This is a genomic window from Antarctobacter albus (assembly GCF_900101505.1).
GTDB classification, from domain to species: Bacteria; Pseudomonadota; Alphaproteobacteria; order Rhodobacterales; family Rhodobacteraceae; genus Antarctobacter; species Antarctobacter albus.
The window spans coordinates 44,706-57,526 of the sequence record NZ_FMZI01000012.1 but is presented as its reverse complement, the minus strand read 5'-3'; the positions used below and the strand labels follow the sequence as shown (position 1 = coordinate 57,526).

At 66.3% G+C, this 12,821-nt stretch carries 15 protein-coding genes; 8 read left to right on the top strand and 7 right to left on the bottom strand.

Annotated elements, in window-relative coordinates; genetic code table 11:
- Positions 1–101 precede the first annotated feature (101 nt).
- Complete coding sequence (locus BLQ71_RS19420) at positions 102–422, bottom strand: DUF6280 family protein (protein ID WP_043146277.1); 321 nt, start codon at positions 420–422, stop codon at positions 102–104.
- A 215-nt stretch (positions 423–637) separates the two neighbouring features.
- Here BLQ71_RS19420 and efp point away from each other — a divergent pair, with 215 nt between their 5' ends.
- Positions 638–1,201 (top strand): elongation factor P, encoded by a 564-nt coding sequence (efp, locus tag BLQ71_RS19415; RefSeq protein WP_043146278.1) that lies wholly within the window; start codon positions 638–640, stop codon positions 1,199–1,201.
- A gap of 93 nt (positions 1,202–1,294) precedes the next feature.
- The gene (locus tag BLQ71_RS19410) at positions 1,295–1,771 is read left to right on the top strand and encodes a GNAT family N-acetyltransferase (protein WP_074622920.1); all 477 of its coding nucleotides are present in this window, start codon (positions 1,295–1,297) and stop codon (positions 1,769–1,771) included.
- Here BLQ71_RS19410 and BLQ71_RS19405 read toward each other — a convergent pair.
- On the bottom strand, positions 1,756–2,556 hold the full coding sequence (locus BLQ71_RS19405) for a fructosamine kinase family protein (RefSeq protein WP_074622919.1): 801 nt from the start codon (positions 2,554–2,556) through the stop codon (positions 1,756–1,758). The genes BLQ71_RS19410 and BLQ71_RS19405 overlap by 16 nt on opposite strands.
- On the bottom strand, positions 2,553–3,290 hold the full coding sequence (gene ygfZ, locus BLQ71_RS19400) for a CAF17-like 4Fe-4S cluster assembly/insertion protein YgfZ (protein WP_074622918.1): 738 nt from the start codon (positions 3,288–3,290) through the stop codon (positions 2,553–2,555). The genes BLQ71_RS19405 and ygfZ overlap by 4 nt, the downstream gene beginning before the upstream one ends.
- A gap of 60 nt (positions 3,291–3,350) precedes the next feature.
- On the opposite strand from ygfZ, the gene BLQ71_RS19395 reads away from it, so the two are divergent.
- Positions 3,351–4,028, top strand: coding sequence for a TIGR04283 family arsenosugar biosynthesis glycosyltransferase (locus BLQ71_RS19395; protein ID WP_074622917.1), 678 nt, complete (start codon positions 3,351–3,353; stop codon positions 4,026–4,028).
- A gap of 31 nt (positions 4,029–4,059) precedes the next feature.
- On the opposite strand, the gene BLQ71_RS19390 is transcribed toward BLQ71_RS19395, so the two are convergent.
- Positions 4,060–5,730 carry an ABC transporter ATP-binding protein gene (locus BLQ71_RS19390; RefSeq protein WP_083342311.1) on the bottom strand — a complete coding sequence of 557 codons (1,671 nt, stop codon included), beginning with the start codon at positions 5,728–5,730 and terminating at the stop codon, positions 4,060–4,062.
- 76 nt (positions 5,731–5,806) lie between these two features.
- A complete protein-coding gene (locus BLQ71_RS19385; RefSeq protein ID WP_074622915.1) occupies positions 5,807–6,520 on the bottom strand; it encodes a phosphatase domain-containing protein in 714 nt (237 codons plus the stop codon).
- Between the two features lie 128 nt (positions 6,521–6,648).
- On the opposite strand from BLQ71_RS19385, the gene BLQ71_RS19380 reads away from it, so the two are divergent.
- A complete protein-coding gene (locus BLQ71_RS19380) occupies positions 6,649–7,842 on the top strand; it encodes a pyridoxal-phosphate-dependent aminotransferase family protein (protein WP_074622914.1) in 1,194 nt (397 codons plus the stop codon).
- Between the two features lie 39 nt (positions 7,843–7,881).
- Here the strand turns inward: BLQ71_RS19380 and BLQ71_RS19375 are convergent, their stop codons facing one another.
- Both BLQ71_RS19375 and BLQ71_RS19370 read right to left on the bottom strand, forming a co-directional pair.
- Positions 7,882–8,565: an ABC transporter ATP-binding protein gene (locus BLQ71_RS19375; RefSeq protein ID WP_074622913.1), complete on the bottom strand. Its 684-nt coding sequence runs from the start codon at positions 8,563–8,565 to the stop codon at positions 7,882–7,884.
- Entirely contained in the window at positions 8,558–9,844 is a 1,287-nt protein-coding gene (locus BLQ71_RS19370; RefSeq protein ID WP_074622912.1) for a lipoprotein-releasing ABC transporter permease subunit, read from the bottom strand. Before BLQ71_RS19370 ends, BLQ71_RS19375 begins: the two co-directional genes overlap by 8 nt.
- Positions 9,845–9,973: 129 nt before the next feature.
- Between BLQ71_RS19370 and BLQ71_RS19365 the strand changes: the two genes are divergently transcribed.
- The 4 genes from BLQ71_RS19365 (at position 9,974) to BLQ71_RS19350 (ending at position 12,813) form a co-directional block, all read left to right on the top strand.
- Positions 9,974–10,303 carry a DnaJ family domain-containing protein gene (locus BLQ71_RS19365; protein ID WP_043146295.1) on the top strand — a complete coding sequence of 110 codons (330 nt, stop codon included), beginning with the start codon at positions 9,974–9,976 and terminating at the stop codon, positions 10,301–10,303.
- A gap of 30 nt (positions 10,304–10,333) precedes the next feature.
- Positions 10,334–11,452: a pyridoxal phosphate-dependent aminotransferase gene (locus tag BLQ71_RS19360; RefSeq protein WP_074622911.1), complete on the top strand. Its 1,119-nt coding sequence runs from the start codon at positions 10,334–10,336 to the stop codon at positions 11,450–11,452.
- Positions 11,453–11,566: 114 nt separating this feature from the next.
- Positions 11,567–11,773 carry a histidinol phosphate aminotransferase gene (locus BLQ71_RS19355; protein ID WP_074622910.1) on the top strand — a complete coding sequence of 69 codons (207 nt, stop codon included), beginning with the start codon at positions 11,567–11,569 and terminating at the stop codon, positions 11,771–11,773.
- A 62-nt stretch (positions 11,774–11,835) separates the two neighbouring features.
- Positions 11,836–12,813: an Ldh family oxidoreductase gene (locus tag BLQ71_RS19350; protein WP_074622909.1), complete on the top strand. Its 978-nt coding sequence runs from the start codon at positions 11,836–11,838 to the stop codon at positions 12,811–12,813.
- The last annotated feature ends 8 nt before the right edge of the window (positions 12,814–12,821 follow it).

Genomic DNA, 12,821 nt, shown 5'->3' with positions numbered 1-12,821 from the left:
GCTGACGCTTTCGCAGGTTCACGCAACGTCATCCATGATGCCATGAAAAAACGCGCCCTTTGAAGGGCGCGTCAGTTCATAGGTCTTCGAATGGTCTTGGATCAGGCGGCTTCGGCCTGCTGCGCCGCATGGCGGCGCTCGCTTTCTTCACGCGACAGGGCAACCGAGGTGCGTACCCCCTTGCCCACGAATTCCATCAGTCCCGAAACCACGCGCTCATTGGGGTCGATCCCGGCGCAGGACAGCACTTCGCGACCATCGCGCGAGCGCGCCCAGCGGGCGATCTGTTCGGGGCCATTGCCGTACTTCTTGTCGTCGGCGATTGCATCGTCCAGGGCAGCCAGCACCACGGCGGCGAACAGCTTGCGGGCGCGGTTGCCTTGCTCAGCGTTGAACGCGGTGCTGTCAACGAAATCCTTCATGTTTCGACCTTTGATTATTGCTCTTGTGTTTTCTGGCGTAACGGGGGTTATGGACCATTCGTTCCGATTCGGATACCCCGATTTAGCATAGCTACCATGCGCTTGATGCATGGCTTTCTGCGTGTGCAGCACGACATACGTTGCCTTGCCAGACGCTAACAGGCCAGATATAGGAACCGTCAACTTATCATCAACCTTTTGCCACGGTTCTGACCATGCCCAAGATCAACGGTAACGAAATCCGCCCCGGCAACGTGCTGGAACACAACGACGGTCTCTGGGTCGCGGTCAAGGTCGACCACGTCAAGCCCGGCAAGGGCGGCGCCTTTGCCCAGGTCGAGATGAAGAACCTGCGCAACGGGTCCAAGCTGAACGAACGCTTCCGCAGCGCCGACAAGGTCGAACGCGTGCGCCTGGAACAGAAGGACATGCAGTTCCTCTACGAGAGCGACGGCATGCTGACCTTCATGGACACCGAGACATTCGACCAGGTCGAACTGCCCGCGGACATCCTCGGCGAACGCCGTCCCTTCCTGCAGGACGGCATGACCATCGTCGTGGAATTCTACGACACCGAGGCGCTGAACGCGACGCTGCCACAAAAGGTGGTCTGCAAGATCGCCGAGACAGAGCCGGTGGTCAAAGGTCAGACTGCGGCCAACAGCTTCAAGCCCGCCGTGCTGGACAACGGCGTGCGCATCACGGTGCCGCCCTTCGTGGCGCAGGACGAGGACATCGTCGTGAACACCGAAACGATGGAATATTCCGAGCGCGCCTGACCTCGGGGCCCGCGCGCACATACCCCCGTAATTGCCGGGGGTGAAAAATCATTGACGAAAGGGCCTCCGGCGCAACGCCAGGAGGCCTTTTTCATGATCGACACCGCAACTGACCGCGACATTCCCGCATTGGCGGAGATGCTGTTTGCGCTCAACGCCCACCACGCCGACGATGTGCCGGAGCGATTCCACACCGAGGGACCGCAGGAGGACCTGCAGGGCTTTCTGGCGGAGAAGATGGCCGAAGGTGCCCGCGCGCTGGTCTATCGGACCGAAGGCGTGGCGCGGGCCTACCTGCTGTGGCAGGTGATCGACCAGCCGGCGACGGCACTGGAAAAGGCCCGCAAGATGGCTGTCTTGGACCATATCTACGTTGCGCCGATCTGGCGGCATCGCGGGTTGGCCCGTCGCCTGATTGCCCGGTTCGAGGCTGAAAGCTCGGCGCTGGGCTGTACCTCGTGGATGACGCGCGTGCATGCCTTCAACCAGGCCAGTGCCGCGATGATGCAGGGTACCGGGGCGCGGTTGGCGGTGCAGGTCTTCGAAAAACCGCTTCAGGCCCCAAGCTGATCCAGCAAGCCTTCGACCAGGCCGCGATAGCCCACGCCGAACAGGGACAGGTGAACCAGTGCTGGCCACAACTGGTAGACGGGGCGGCGTGCCTCGCGTCCCGGGTCGCAAGCGTGGTATCCGGCCCAGAAACCCGCGTCGGGCCGGCCGAAAAGTTCCAGCATGGCGAGGTCGACCTCGTCGTGCCCGTGATAGCAGGCGGGGTCGATCAGGTAGGCCTGATCGCCCGAGAAAAGCGCGTTGCCGGTCCATAGATCGCCATGCAAAAGCGCCGGGGCAGGGGATGCGGGCAGATGTTCGGGCAGGCGCAGCGCCAGCGCCTCGATACGTCGCGCCAGCGGGGCGGGCAGATCGGGGACGAAGGGCATCAGCCGACGGTCGGCCCAGAAATCCGGCCAGCTGTCGCAGGGCGCATTCGCGATCCGCACCCGGCCAAAGGCATAGTCCGCGTCCCAGCCATAGCGAGGCCCCCGGACCGCGTGGAGCCGGGCCAGCGTTTCGCCCAGGGCTTGCCACCCGTCTGGCGAGGGTCGCGTTTCGTCCAGCCATTCAAGGCACAGCAGACCGTCCTCGGCCCAGATCGCGCGCGGGACTGCTGCCCCGGTGGCCTGCATGGCGGCCAGCATCCGCTCTTCTGCTCCCACCAGCGCGCCCAGCTTGACCGCCACCCGGCGCCCATCCGCCAGATCGACCCGGAAAACCCGCGAGAGTTCGCCGCCCTGCAAGGGGCGGGCGTCGGAAACGGGGGCCCCCAGCGCCTTGGCGATGCGGACCTGCCAGGTCATGACACCATGCGCACCACGGCATCCCCGGCCCGCATGTCCTCCTTGGCCCGGTCGAACCGCAGATAGGCGATGCCGCGCCCCTCGGCCTGGGTGTAGAGCGTCCCCGCCGGTTTTTCACCGGCCATGATCTCGGTGCCCACGGGCGCGTTGCCCTCGACCTCGACCGTGACCAGCCCCTTGCGCAGCTCGGTCTTGTGTTTCATCCGCGCGGTCACTTCCTGGCCCACGAAACAGCCCTTGCGGAAATCGACCCCGTGCAGCCGTTCGAACCCGGCCTCGAGGATGAAGGTGTCGGGCGTCAGTTCGACCCCGGTTTCCGGGACACAGGCGGCCACGCGCAGGGCCTCCCAGTCCGCCGACTCGCCCGTCTGCCCGGCGTAGCCGCGCCAACCCAGAGAGGCGTGGCGGGGATCGGCAAAGGCGCCCTCCGGCGGCTCTCCGATGCCCCGGCTGACGGCCAGGTCGGTTTCCTCGATCTCCAGCGGGCGGCGCAGCTTGTACATGGTCAGCCGTTGCAGCACCGATGGCGCCAGTTCCGCGTCGAGGTCCAGCAGCACGTTCTCGCCCTCGGGCACCATGAAGAAATCGGCCAGGTACTTGCCCTGCGGCGTCAGCAGGGCGGTATAAACCAGCCCCCGGTCCAGCCCGGAGACGTCATTTGTCACCAAGCCCTGAAGGAAGTCGCGTGCCTCGGCGCCGCGTACCCGCAGGACCTTTCGCTTTTCGTCTGCCATTCGCTTTTCCTTTTGCCTTTGGGTCGCATATAGGCGCCTAGGCAACAAGCGAACAGGCCAATGCGTGCACCGATTTCCATTGTGATCCCCACCCTCGACGCCGAGGGCGGCCTGCCGGCCTGTCTGGGCAGCCTCGGAGAGGGGCTGCAGGCGGGGCTGATCCGCGAACTGGTCATCAGCGATGGCGGCTCGCGCGATGCGACGTTGCAGATCGCGGGGCAGGCGGGTGCGCGGGTGGTGACCGGCCCGCCCTCGCGCGGGGGGCAGGTCAGGCGCGGAATCGCCGCGACAGAGGGCGACTGGCTGCTTGTGCTTCATGCCGATACCCACCTGGCCGATGGTTGGACGCAAGCGGTTCTGCCTGTCCTGACCCAACCAGGCGCCTGGCACTTCCGGTTGCGCTTTGATGCTCGGGGGGTGATGCCGTTCTGGGTGGCGGGCTGGGCCAACCTACGGTCGCGGCTGTTTCACCTGCCCTACGGCGACCAGGGGTTGCTGATCCACCGCGAGGTGCTGGAGGATGTCGGCGGTTATCCGGATCTGGCCCTGATGGAGGACGTGGCGCTGGCACGGCGTCTGAAAACCCGCCTGCGCGGCCTGCCGGCGACCGCCGTGACCTCGGCGGACAAGTACCGCCGCCAGGGCTGGCTGCGGCGCGGGGCGCGTAACCTTGGCACGCTGGCGCGCTATTTCGCAGGGGCGGACGTGTCCGCCCTGGCCCGCCGCTACCGGCGCTGAGCGCCGGATCCCTCGGTCAAGACAGCCAGGATCACTCGGCTTCGTCGAACTGCAAACGGTATAGATCGGCATAGGCCCCGCCCCGGACGATCAACTCATCATGGGTACCGGTCTCGACGACCTTGCCGGCGTCCATGACGACGATCCGGTCGGCATTCCGCACGGTTGACAGGCGGTGCGCGATCACCAGCGTCGTCCTGCCCTGGGACAGGCGTTCCAGGGCCGCCTGCACCACCGCCTCGGACTGGGCGTCCAGCGCGCTGGTCGCCTCGTCCAGAAGCAGCACGGGCGTGTCACGCAACAGGGCCCGGGCAATGGCGACACGCTGCCGTTGACCACCGGACAGGCGAGAGCCACGCGTGCCGACCTGCGTGTCCAAGCCTGCCTCCAGCCGGGGCAGGAAGTCCGAGACATGGGCTGCGTCCAGCGCCTGTTGCAGCTCTGCCTCGGGCACCTCGCGGTCCAGCACGATGTTGTCGCGCAGGCTCTCGTCAAAGAGCAGCGCCTCCTGGCTGACGACAGAGATCATGCCGCGCAGATCGTCCAGCCGCAGCGCGGACACCGGCACGCCCCCGATGTCCACCGTGCCCGCCTGCGGGTCGGCCATGCGGGTCAGCAGGTTGAAGACCGTCGATTTCCCTGCGCCGGAAGCACCGACCAGCGCCGTGGTCTGTCCCGGTGCCGCTTCAAGCGTCAGGCCGCGCAGGACCTGTGCCTCGCCATAGCTGAGGTCGACGTCCCGCAGGCTGATCCCGGGGACGCCCTCGGGCGGGGGCAGGGGGCTGTCCGGATCACGCATGGCGGGCCGCGTTTCCAGCATCTCGATGATCCGCTCGATCGAGGCCGCGGCCACCTGCCAGACGCCGGACACGGCGCCCAGCCGGCGCAGCGGTTCAAAAGCCAGGCCGATCGCGGTGAAGAAGGCCATGAAATCGCCCACGGTCTTTTCGCCGGCCAGGATCTCTCCGCCGCCGAACCACAGCACGCCGACAAAGCCGATCCCCGACATCAGGTCGATCAACCCGGGCAGCGAGGCCTGGCCTGCCGCGCTGCGCGTCTCGGCCCGGATGCGTTTCCGCGTCAGGCCGCGGTATTTCCCGGCCATCCAGCCTTCCAGCCGGTTGAGCTTGACCGGGGTGATGCCGTGAAAGACCTCGTTCAGGCGGGTCGACAGGCGCGCGGCGATATCGCGGACCTCGCGCGCGTTGCCGCGCACGAAACGCTGCAACAGCACCGAGGGAAAGACCAGCAGCGGCGCGCCGATCAAGGCCACAAGCGTCCAGCGCCAGTCGATCGCCAGCGCCACGCCGAAAAGAGAGATCAGCGCGACGACGTCACGCCCGGCGCCGGTGACAAGCGTGTTCCAGACCTTGGCAATCGCGTTCACGTCGCCTTCGACCCGCTGGATCAGGTAGCCGGGGCCGTGGTCCTGGTGAAACCCGGGGTCCAGTCGCATCAGGTGTTCCAGCAGGTCCTGCCGAATGTCGCCCATCGACATCTGCGAGACCCGCGTCAGCAGCACCTTCTGCACCACGCTGGCCACGGCCCGCACGAAAAAGATCGCCATGACCGCCAGCCCGACCCAGACCAGCGCATCCGAATTGCCGCCGACAAAGACATCGTCGAACATCGGCTTCATCATGTAGCTGAGCAGGCCGAACATGCTGCCCTCGATGGACATGAAGACCATCGCCAGCGCCATCAGCCCGGCATAGCGTTTCAGGTAGCGCCGCCAGAGCCAGAGAAACAGGCCCTTTCGGTTGGGTTCGCCCTTTGGCCTAGCCACCCATCAACTCCCGCGCGCAGTCAATTTCGGGGCGGCGTGCCTCCCACGCGGACTGGATCGCCTTGGCCTGGTACTCGGTCCTGATCCAGTCCTCGAAGCCGATTTCGCCGAGCTCCTGACGTGCCTCGAAGACCCGGAGAACATAGTCCTGCACCCCGGTCTTGGTGAAATCCAGATGCATGTAACGGAGGCCAAGCTGTTTCTTGGCGTCGGAGATGGGGGCGTTCTCGAAGACCAGCAAGTACATGGCGGCCACGAACCCGGCCCGGTCGGCGCCGGACTTGCAGTGGAACATCATCGGCCGTTCTGCCGCCCGCAGGGCGTCGATGACGCCGATGATCCTCTTGCGGGGGGCCGCTTCGCGCGCCCAGAGCTTGGCATTGACCAGGGTCATGCCAAGGGCTTCGACGCTTTCCTTTTCAAAAAGGTAATGTGCGTGCTTGTCCTCTCCGCGCAGGTTGACCACCGTGCGGATCCCCAGCGCGGCATAGCGTTCGAACCGCCGGTGCGTTGGCTGGTTCGAGCGATAGACCCCCGGCGCGATCTGGAAGAAGTTGGTCCAGAGCACGCGCAGAAAGGCATGGTCGAAAAGATTATAATGCAGGGAAGACCAGCGCCGCGCCGAGGGGGTCGAAATGTCCCGCCCGAAGGAATGGCGCAGGCGGCGTTCGGCCGCGTCCAGTCTGCTCCAGAGTTTTGCCAGCATACGCGATAGGATCCCCGACGTTCAGGCGCGCGGTTTACGCGGCATTCTGCGGCCTGTCCAGCAAGGGCAGATATTGACGGCAGGGCGCCGCCCGTTAACGTCGCGCCGCACAGATACAGGAGTCGCCCATGCCCTTGTCCAACGGCCGTCCCCACATGGCCCTGCCGGGGCCGTCGATGATGCCCGACCGCGTCTTGCAGGCGATGCACCGTCCGGCGCCCGACATCTATTCGCCGGAGCTGCATCAGATGGTCGCCGGTATCGTGCCGGACCTCGCCTATGTGGCGCAGACGGACGGACAGGTGGCGATGTACATCTGCAACGGCCACGGCGCCTGGGAGGCGGCCCTGTCGAACACCGTGGCCCCGGGCGAGGCGGTGCTTGCGCCCACCACCGGTGCCTTCGGTCACGGTTGGGCCGAGATGGCCCAGGGGCTGGGCGCCGAGGTCGAGATCATTGACCACGGTCGCACGGCACCGATTGACCCGGAGCGGGTCCGCGCCGCCCTGCTGGCGGACAAGGGCCAGCGCATCAAGGCGGTGCTGGCGGTGCATGTCGATACCTCGTCTTCCGTGCGGTCGGACATCGCCGCGTTGCGCGCCGTACTGGACGAAACCGGGCACCCGGCGCTCTTGATGGTCGATTGTATCGCCTCGCTGGGCTGTGACGCGTTTCGCATGGATGCCTGGGGCGCCGACGTGATGGTGACCGGCTCTCAAAAAGGGCTGATGGTGCCGCCCGGGCTGGGCTTTGTCTTTTTCAACGCCCGCGCGGCAGAGGTGCGGCGTGCCATGCCGCGTGTCTCGCGCTATTGGGATTGGGGACCGCGCGCGGACCCGGCGATGTTCTACCAGTATTTTGGCGGCACCGCGCCCACCCATCACCTCTATGGCCTGCGCGCCGCGCTGGACATGATCCGCGACGAGGGAATCGAGGCGGTCTGGGCGCGTCATGCCCGGCTGGCGCAGGCGATCTGGGCGGCGGGCGAGGCCTGGGCGGAGGACGGGCCGTTCCGGTTGAACGTGCCCGAGCGCGCGCATCGTTCGCATGCGGTAACGGCGGCACAACTGGGCGCCCCTCTGGGTGACCGTTTGCGGGAGTGGTGCCGCGAGGAGGCGGGGCTGGTTCTGGGCGTCGGGCTGCGGGTGGGGGATCCCGAAGATCCCACCGGCTCGGGCTATTTCCGTTTCGGGCACATGGGGCATGTGAACGCGCACGGCATCCTCGGCCTGATCGGCACGGTCGAGGCGGGGCTGACGGCGCTGGACATCCCGCACGGTGCCGGGGCGGTCGAGGCCGCGGTCAAGGTCGTCACGGAGTAAACAGCGCGACCTGTCCCTGATATTCCCGGGGCAGGCGGATCACTCCGCCTGCAACCCGCCGGCGTCTAGCCGCAACAGCCGGTCCATCCTGGCCGCCAGGTCCAGGTTGTGGGTGGCGATGAGGCAGGACAGGCCGGTTTCGCGCACCAGCGTCATCAGCGCACCGAACACGCGGTCCGAGGTCGAGGGATCAAGGTTGCCCGTCGGTTCGTCCGCCAGCAACAGGCGCGGTTCATTGGCCATCGCCCGGCAAAAGGCCACCCGTTGCTGTTCGCCGCCCGACAAGGCCGCAGGTCGGTGGGTGGCGCGGTCCTTGACGCCGACGCTGTCCAGGAGGGCCAGTGCCCGCTCCTCGGCGGCACCGCGGGCCACGCCGTTGGCCAGTTGCGGCAGCACGATGTTTTCCAGCGCCGTGAACTCGGGCAGCAGGTGGTGGAACTGGTAGACAAAGCCCACATCCGCGCGCCGGACCGCCGTGCGGCGCCGGTCGCTGCGGTCCTGCATCTCTTCCCCCCCGATCTCGACGGTGCCGGCGTCCGGCGTGTCCAGCAGTCCGGCGATATGCAGAAGCGTTGACTTGCCCGCACCAGAGGGGGCCACCAATGCCACGACCTCGCCACGGGTGACTTCCAGGTCGATGCCGCGCAGGACCTGCACCTCGTTGGGCAGCCCCTTGTTGTAACTCTTCTTGATGCCCGTCAGGCGCAGGACCGTGTCACTCATAGCGCAGCGCCTCCACCGGGTTCATCCGGGCCGCGCGTCGGGCCGGAAAGATCGTGACGATGAAACTCAGCCCCAGCGACAGGCCTACGGCAGACAGTACATCCTTCAGGTGCAGTTCCGCGGGCAGGGCATAGATGCCCCGGATCGACGGATCCCAGACCCCGCCCCCCGACAGGTAGTTCACGGCGGCAAAGATCGGGTCGATGTAGATGGCGAAGAGGCAGCCCAGAAGCACCCCCAGCGCCGTCCCGATCAGCCCGGTGAAGGAGCCGCAAATGAAGAAGACCCGCATGACCGACCCCTCGGTCAGTCCCATCGTGCGCAGGATGCCGATGTCGCGGCCCTTGTTCTTGACCAGCATGATCAGGCCCGAAACGATGTTCATCGTCGCGATCAGAACCAGCACCGAGAGGATCACGAACATCACGTTGTCTTCGATGTCCAGCGCCCGCAGGAAACCGCCAGAGGCATCCTGCCATGTCCAGACCAGCGCGCCGGTGCCCGCCGCCTGGCCGATGGCGCGGGTGTACCTTTCGACCTGTTCGGGGTCCTCGACGGTGACTTCCAGTTCGTCCGCCACGCCCTCGCGGTTGAAATACAGCTGCGCCTCTTCGAAGGGCATGTAGACCCGCGTCCGGTCGATGTCATAGCGCCCGGCGGTAAAGATATAGGTGACCTGGTAGCTCTTGACCCTGGGGCTGACCCCGAACGGCGTCTTGACCCCGTTGGGAGAGATCAGGTCGATCGTGTCGCCCAGTCCCACGCCCAGCATCTGCGCCACGCCCGACCCGATGGCAATCCCCGTGTCGAAATCCACGATATTGCCGATGCCGGTTTCCATGTCGGCGATGCGCGGGATCTCGATCAGGTCGGCCTCTGCGATGCCGAAGACCTCGACACCCGCGTTTCGGCCCTTGCCTGTGGCCATGACCTGGCCCTTGACCAGCGGGGCCACGCGGGTCACGCCGGGAACCTCGCGCACGCGCTCGGCCATTGCCTCGTGGTCGGGCAGGGTGCGGGTCGGTTGCCCGTCCTCGCCGGTGCGCTGGATGTGGTAGACGGTGACATGGGCGTTGGCGCCCACGATGGTGTCGACGAATTCCGCCCGGAACCCCGACCGGACCGCCAGTGTCGCGATCAGCGCAAAGACCGCAAGCGTGATGCCGATGAGGGAAATCCAGGTCATGACAGAGACGCCCCCTTCGGCGCGCTTGGCGCGCAGATAGCGCCAGGCGATCATCCATTCGAAAGGGGCGAAGGGCGGCGGCTGGCGCGTCATCGGCGATCTTTCTTGTCCTGCTCGCGGCGGAAACTGGCCTTTTGCCCCGCCGGGGTCAAGCTGTGGCGGCACTTGTGAGCGGGGCGCCGCAGGTCTATCCTGGCTTTGTGACAAGGGGGAAGCTGCCCGATGCCAAACTTTGATCGTCTGACAGAGGCGCAGATCCGCAAGGCCGAGGCGGAAGGCAAGCTGAAGAACCTCGAAGGCGAGGGCAGGCCGCTGCCACATCGCCCCGGCGATGCGCTGATCGACCCGGGTGAGGCGGTGGGCTATCGCATCATGGCGGAGGCCGGAGCCTTGCCAGAGGAAGTGGGCCTGAAGGCACAGATGGACGCCGCCCGTGCCGACTGGCAGGCCGCAACCGATCCTGACGAGAAGAAGCGCCTCATGGCCCGTATCGCGGACTTGCAGATGCGCTATGAAATCGCCCGTGACGCGCGGCGCAAATTCATGCGTTGACGCGGGCCACGCGGGGTTCATAAATGCGCCATGACCGGACCTCGTTACCCTGACCTGATCGCCGCCCTGCCTGAAACCGTGCCCTTCGTCGGGCCCGAGGTACAGGAGCGCGCCCGCGGTGCCCTGTTCAAGGCCCGCCTTGGTGCCAACGAAAGCGTTTTCGGCCCGTCCCCCTTTGCCATTGCCGCGATCCAGGACGAGGCCGCCGAGGTCTGGAAATATGCCGATCCCTCACACCTGGATCTCAAGGGCGCGCTGGCTGCGAAAATGGCCTGTGCTCCGGAAAACATCCTGATCGGCGAGGGGATCGACGGGCTGCTGGGCTATCTCGTCCGGCTGCTGGTGGCGCCGGGCGACGCGGTCGTGACCTCCGACGGGGCTTATCCGACCTTCAACTACCATGTGAACGGCTATGGCGGCGTGCTGCACAAGATCCCCTATGCCGGCGATCACGAGAACCTGGGCGGGCTGATCGAGAAGGCGGCGGAGGTCGACGCCAAGCTGATCTACCTTGCCAATCCCGACAACCCGATGGGCAGCTGGCATTCAGGCGCTGCGATCGAGGCGGCATTGGATACGCTCCCCGATGGCTGCGTGCTGGCCCTGGACGAGGCCTATATCGAGTTCGCGCCCGAGGGCACCGCGCCCCGGATCGACCCCGAAGACGACCGAGTCGTGCGCCTGCGCACCTTTTCCAAGGCCTATGGCATGGCGGGTGCGCGCATCGGCTATGCTATCTCGGCCGCGCCGGTGATCCGTGCCTTTGACAAGATCCGCAACCATTTCGGCATGAACCGGATGGCGCTGGCCGGGGCGCTGGCGGCCCTGCAGGACACCGAGTGGCTCGAAGAGGTCTTGCGCCTGACCGAGGACGCGCGGGGTGAGATCGCCCGCATCGCCGAGGCGAACGGGCTGACCACGTTGCCGTCGGCCACGAATTTCGTCGCCGTGGATTGCGGGCGCGACGGGGATTTTGCCCGCGCGGTGCTGGCTGGACTGATCGACCGCGGGGTCTTTGTCCGCATGCCCTTTGTGGCGCCGCAGGACCGCTGTATCCGCATCAGCGCCGGTCGGTCCGAGGACCTGGCGGTTCTGGAAGAGACCTTGCCGGCCGCGCTGGCCGCTGCGCGAGAAACCGTCTCCGCCTAGGCGAAACGGCGCGCATTAACCGGAAATTCAACGGATCGCGGAATCCTGACCTGACTTGCAGGCCGGATGCGCTAAACTCTTGCCTGCATGCAGCCGCAGGCAGGAGGCACCGCGATGGAGAACCGTCACCCGCAACCGGTCGAGGATTACACCTCCGCCAACTTGGTCTTGATCTTCGTCAACTTGCTTTGGGTCTTTGTTCTGCTGTGGTCGTGGTGGGGCCTGGGGCCGGTCCTGATCGTCGCGGTTCTTCTCAACCACCTGATCACCCGGCTGGAGCTGGCGCGACGCCGCCATGAACAGCGCTTTGACCGCTTCTGACCCCTCTCTTTTCGTTTCGGTCAACGCGGATTAGGGTCCTGCCAAACACGCAGGAGTCCTTCATGCCCGAAATTTCCGTTGCCGAAATCCAGCGCCTTTCAGAAACCGCCCTGGCCATGCATGGCGCCGGTCCGGCCATCGCCGCGGAAATGGCCCGCGCCATCGCCTGGGCCGAGGCGCGCGGGAACCGTATCTGTGGCCTTTACTACCTGGAAAGCTATTGCCAGCAGCTGACTTCGGGGCGGGTCGATGGCCGCGCGGTGCCGGGTATCAGCCGTCCGCGTGCCTCGGAAATCCGTGTCGATGCCGCGCATGGCTTTGCCCAACCCGCCTTTGCCGCGGCCCTGCCGCTGGCGCTGGAGGCAGCGCATGAGACGGGGGTGGTCAGCCTTGCCCTGCATCACGCACATACATGTACCGCGCTGGGCTATTTCACCGAACAGATCGCTCGGGGTGGTGCGCTTGGGCTGGGGCTGACCAATGCCTCGCCCATCGTGGCCGCGCCGGGGGGCAAGACCCGCGTGATCGGCACCAATCCCATCGCCTTTGCCGTGCCCGACGGCCAGGGCGGCGTGGCGATGATGTTCGACCAGAGCACCACGACCGTGGCGTTGGGCCATATCACGATGGCCAAGGCGGCGGGCCGTCCCATCCCCGAGGGCTGGGCCGTCGATGCCGAGGGTCGGCCAACAACCGACCCCGAGGCGGCGCTGACCGGGTCGCTGACCAGTGCCGGAGGCTACAAGGGCTGGGGCTTTGGCCTGATGGCGGAGATCCTCGCCGCCTGTCTGGGCGGCGGAGTGCTGAGCTCGGAGGTCGCCCCGCTCAAGGCGCCAGAAGGCGCGCCGCATGATCTTGGCCAGTACTTCCTGCTGATCGATCCGGGGCAGGGGGCGTTCTACGACCGGCTGGCAGAGCTGGGCCGGGTGGTCACGCAGGACGAGGGCGCGAGAATGCCCGGCGCGGGCCGGGCCGTGCAGGAGGCAATCGACGTCCCCGATGCCCTCTGGCACCAGCTGCAGTCGCTCGCCGGGGCCTGAGATCTGCG

Bases quoted from the DNA above. Each gene is read 5' to 3' on its own strand.
- BLQ71_RS19420 (WP_043146277.1), bottom strand. From the start codon at position 422: ATGAAGGATTTCGTTGACAGCACCGCGTTCAACGCTGAGCAAGGCAAC.
- efp (WP_043146278.1), top strand. From the start codon at position 638: ATGCCCAAGATCAACGGTAACGAAATCCGCCCCGGCAACGTGCTGGAA.
- BLQ71_RS19410 (WP_074622920.1), top strand. From the start codon at position 1,295: ATGATCGACACCGCAACTGACCGCGACATTCCCGCATTGGCGGAGATG.
- BLQ71_RS19405 (WP_074622919.1), bottom strand. From the start codon at position 2,556: ATGACCTGGCAGGTCCGCATCGCCAAGGCGCTGGGGGCCCCCGTTTCC.
- ygfZ (WP_074622918.1), bottom strand. From the start codon at position 3,290: ATGGCAGACGAAAAGCGAAAGGTCCTGCGGGTACGCGGCGCCGAGGCA.
- BLQ71_RS19395 (WP_074622917.1), top strand. From the start codon at position 3,351: ATGCGTGCACCGATTTCCATTGTGATCCCCACCCTCGACGCCGAGGGC.
- BLQ71_RS19390 (WP_083342311.1), bottom strand. From the start codon at position 5,730: ATGGCGCTGGCGATGGTCTTCATGTCCATCGAGGGCAGCATGTTCGGC.
- BLQ71_RS19385 (WP_074622915.1), bottom strand. From the start codon at position 6,520: ATGCTGGCAAAACTCTGGAGCAGACTGGACGCGGCCGAACGCCGCCTG.
- BLQ71_RS19380 (WP_074622914.1), top strand. From the start codon at position 6,649: ATGCCCTTGTCCAACGGCCGTCCCCACATGGCCCTGCCGGGGCCGTCG.
- BLQ71_RS19375 (WP_074622913.1), bottom strand. From the start codon at position 8,565: ATGAGTGACACGGTCCTGCGCCTGACGGGCATCAAGAAGAGTTACAAC.
- BLQ71_RS19370 (WP_074622912.1), bottom strand. From the start codon at position 9,844: ATGACGCGCCAGCCGCCGCCCTTCGCCCCTTTCGAATGGATGATCGCC.
- BLQ71_RS19365 (WP_043146295.1), top strand. From the start codon at position 9,974: ATGCCAAACTTTGATCGTCTGACAGAGGCGCAGATCCGCAAGGCCGAG.
- BLQ71_RS19360 (WP_074622911.1), top strand. From the start codon at position 10,334: ATGACCGGACCTCGTTACCCTGACCTGATCGCCGCCCTGCCTGAAACC.
- BLQ71_RS19355 (WP_074622910.1), top strand. From the start codon at position 11,567: ATGGAGAACCGTCACCCGCAACCGGTCGAGGATTACACCTCCGCCAAC.
- BLQ71_RS19350 (WP_074622909.1), top strand. From the start codon at position 11,836: ATGCCCGAAATTTCCGTTGCCGAAATCCAGCGCCTTTCAGAAACCGCC.